Annotated in this window: 4 protein-coding genes and 1 pseudogene; all 5 read right to left on the bottom strand. The window is 34.6% G+C overall.

Features of this window, described 5'->3' with window-relative positions; all coding sequences use genetic code 11:
* Positions 1–314: pseudogene (locus tag HU235_RS17785) on the bottom strand (anthranilate synthase component I); the annotation flags it as partial.
* A 311-nt stretch (positions 315–625) separates the two neighbouring features.
* Positions 626–991: a chorismate mutase gene (aroH, locus tag HU235_RS17780; protein WP_095301132.1), complete on the bottom strand. Its 366-nt coding sequence runs from the start codon at positions 989–991 to the stop codon at positions 626–628.
* Entirely contained in the window at positions 984–2,081 is a 1,098-nt protein-coding gene (gene aroB, locus HU235_RS17775; RefSeq protein ID WP_095301131.1) for a 3-dehydroquinate synthase, read from the bottom strand. The genes aroH and aroB overlap by 8 nt, the downstream gene beginning before the upstream one ends.
* Positions 2,081–3,253, bottom strand: coding sequence for a chorismate synthase (aroC, locus tag HU235_RS17770; RefSeq protein WP_095301130.1), 1,173 nt, complete (start codon positions 3,251–3,253; stop codon positions 2,081–2,083). Before aroC ends, aroB begins: the two co-directional genes overlap by 1 nt.
* Before the next feature lie 75 nt (positions 3,254–3,328).
* The coding region (locus HU235_RS17765) for a CheR family methyltransferase (protein WP_174881086.1) at positions 3,329–3,945 on the bottom strand (617 nt) is incomplete at its 5' end.

Raw genomic sequence — 3,945 nt, 5'->3', positions numbered from 1 at the left:
GCTAATAGATTTTGTAAATTTTTAAAAATTGTTGTAATTGAATGCGACTTTTCAACAGTTTTTCTTTGATTATTAATGATCGAATATTCTCCTCGATCTTCTTCAATAAACAAAAATGGATTTAATCCTATAAAGGAATAACGGGACCAACTTGATTCGGCATCCTTACTCTCTAATAAATAAACAGCTTCCTTTTGAAATAACTGAAATAATTGGATTGGTGTAAATTTGTCAGAGTACACACTCCTGACAATGGGGATTGTTTGATAATGTTTACTATCTTCACAAAAAGTGGTAAATGAAGTATTTTTCATAATGACTCACTCCTCCAAATAAATTGGAGAATGAGTATTTAGGAGGTTATACTAATGAAGATTGGTTCGCACATCGATCTTTATGAAATGCCATATTTTATGTATATGACAGTTTCATTTTATAAAAAAACCCAAAAACATATGTTTTTGGGTAGACTTGTGCCGATAAAATAAAACCTCAGCTAAACTAACTCATTCTCTACTACCCTATGCTTACCTACTCTGCTAAAAACTAATTCAATCTTCCTTTTCATCGTATTATAATAAACCAATTTCTGTCAAGATTGAATTCCTTACATAAAAACCTTATGCTATTTACTTGCTAAATCTGGCCTAAGGGAAATAGCACCTTCTAAATATACATGCTGTATTTTTTCCTGACTGACATCCGTTTCTACTGTCATCATTACCCTAATACATTTTTCTAAGCTATTTGGCACTGGTATTTCTCGCATACACATCACTGGTACATATGTCCATCCTTCAATAGCTCTTAGTGCTTTTGCAGGAAAAGTTGCATCTAAATCGTCAGTTACCGTCATAATAACTTGTGCAACTCTTTCCGGATTTATATTATTTTTCTTTATCATATCTTTTAAAAGCTTACTAGTTGCCTCTAAAATTAAATGACTATCATTTTCTTCAACCGTTATCGCTCCACGAATACCCCTAATCAAGTATGCCACTCCGTTCTTTCATTCTCCATTCAGTAAGTAATGAATATAATTCATCATCAGAGAACTTTTCTTCTGTAGTTATACCGATACTTTTTAATAAAATCATTGTAATTTGTTTTGATTTTGTTTTTTTGTCTTTTTTCATTTTATTTATAAGTTGTTCTGTTGAATGTGATTCAGGAATATTAATAGGAAAACCAATACCTTTAAACCAAGCTTTTAACTCCTCATACGGTAAATTAGCATTTAGTTTTTTATTGCTTAGCCAAGTTGCAAATAACATACCAATGGCTACTGAATCACCGTGGGATAGCTTTCCATACCCAGCTTCTGCCTCAACAGCATGACCAAGTGTATGACCATAGTTTAATATAGCGCGCAGACCTAATTCCTTTTCATCCTTCGATACGACATCAGCCTTTATTTGTATTCCTTCAAGAATCATTCGTTGCAGATGCTGTTCAGTAATATCATCAATTAGTTTAATTTCTGATATTAAATAATGATAAAGTGATTCACTTCTAATAAGTGAGTGCTTGATAACTTCTGCAAAGCCAGATCTCATTTCACTTTCTGGTAAGCTTTGTAAATATAGGGTGTCATAAATAACAGCTTTAGGTTGATAAAAGGCACCGATCATATTTTTTCCTTCTGGATGATTAATTGCAACCTTTCCACCAACTGCACTATCATGTGCTAATAAAGTTGTTGGAACTTGGATAAACGGTATTCCTCTCATAAATGTTGCAGCCACAAACCCTGTTAAATCACCAACAACACCACCACCAAATGCAATAATCACAGATTTTCGATCCAATTCTTTTTCTAATGCAAAAGTATGCAGCTCATAAAACATCTCAAATGATTTCGAGGCTTCACCACTTGGAATTACGTACTTTGACGTTTCCCACTCATTACTTACTAATGAAAAAATGTCCCCCCCATATAAAGAATCTATGGAAGTATCAGTTACAATTAGTACTTTACTTGGTGATAGTTTCTTTAAAACATTAGGAATTTCTTGTTTTACGTTATGTCCGACAATGACGGGATACGAATCGACGGATGTTTTGACTGTAATTGATTGCATTAAAATCCCCTCGTGTAGTTGCGCATTTTTTCAACATTTTCCTTAATTAAATCCATACGGTCTACTCCAAATTGTTCGACAATAGCATTTGCAACTTCCCAAGCAACTACAGCTTCAGCAACAACGCTAGCTGCTGGCACAGCACAGCTATCAGAACGTTCAATGCTAGCTGTAAACGGTTCCTTCGTATCAATATCTACACTTTGTAACGGTTTATACAATGTTGGAATTGGTTTCATAACGCCTCTAACAACAATCGGCATCCCAGTTGTCATTCCGCCCTCAAATCCACCTAAACGATTCGTTTTACGTGTATAACCTTTTTCTTCAGACCATTCAATTTCATCATGTACTTGACTACCAAATTTACGCGCAGCTTCAAACCCGATGCCAAATTCTACACCTTTAAACGCGTTTATGCTAACAATTGCACCTGCAATTTTACTATCTAATTTTCGGTCATAATGTACATAGCTTCCGATGCCAGCTGGTAAACCTTCGACAACAACTTCGACAACACCACCGATCGAGTCACCATTTTCTTTAGCAGTGTCAATTGCTTCCATCATTTTCTTTTCGACATCTCGATCGAAACATCTTACTGGTGATTCTTCAGTGATAGCTAATAATTCATCTACATCCCGATAAGAGTTGTTTTCAGCCCTTACTCCACCTATTTCTAATACATGCCCTACTACCTTAATTCCTAGTTCTGCTAAAATTTGTTTAGCCAATGAACCAACTGCTACACGAACGGTCGTTTCACGTGCAGAGGAACGTTCTAAAACATTTCTCATATCGCGATGACCGTATTTCATTGCACCAACTAAATCTGCATGTCCAGGACGTGGTCGTGTAATTTGACGTTTAACTTCCTTTTCCTCTTCAGCTGAAATTGGATCCGCACCCATAATTTTCGTCCAATGCTTCCAATCATTATTTTCAACAACAAAAGAGATTGGTGAACCTAGAGATTTACCATGTCTTACTCCACCTAAAATTTTGACCTGGTCTTTTTCTATTTGCATTCTCCGTCCACGGCCATACCCCTTTTGTCTTCTCGCTAAGTCTTTATTAATATCTTCAGCTGTAAAATTTAATCCTGAAGGAACACCTTCAATAATTGCTGTTAATTGTGGTCCATGAGATTCACCTGCTGTTAAATATCTCAATACTCTCTCTCCCTTCAACGCACTAACGCTTTTAAGTAACAATATAACATAACTGTTAGAAAAATCATAGATTATTTATTTCTTTTGATAAAAAAACGTCTCAATTGATGCTAGGTTAAAGCGTTCAGAATTAAAGATTTGTTCTGTGCTTCCAACAAAAAATACACCATCTTGCTTAAGAGCATCGCTAAATTTTTTATATAAAAGTTCTTTTGCCTCTTCTGTAAAATAAATAAGCACATTGCGACATACGATTAAATCAAATTGAGATTCAAACGGATCAGCCAATAGGTTTTGTTTTTTAAATTGAACCGCCTTCATAATTTCTTCACTAACCTTGTAATTCGTTCCTTCTTGAGAGAAGTATTTTTTTTTCATCTCTAACGGAACCTCATTTAATGAACGTTCTGGATAAACACCTATTTTAGCCCTAGCAATGACATTTTCATCAATATCAGTTGCAATAATTTTCACCTTACTTAGCGGAACTAGGTTAGAAAGTACCATCGCTATCGTATAAGGCTCCTCACCTGTTGAACAAGCAGCACTCCATACTTTAAGTTGTCCATTATTCTTTTTAAGTAATTTTGGAAGAATCATCTCTTCTAAAACTTGCCATCTTTTATAATTACGATAGAATTCTGACACATTTATTGTCATTCGATCTAAAAATTCATAATATAAATTATTAT

This window comes from Metabacillus niabensis (assembly GCF_902829255.1).
Taxonomy (GTDB): domain Bacteria; phylum Bacillota; class Bacilli; order Bacillales; family Bacillaceae; genus Metabacillus; species Metabacillus niabensis.
This window is presented reverse-complemented; position numbering and strand designations above follow the sequence as displayed.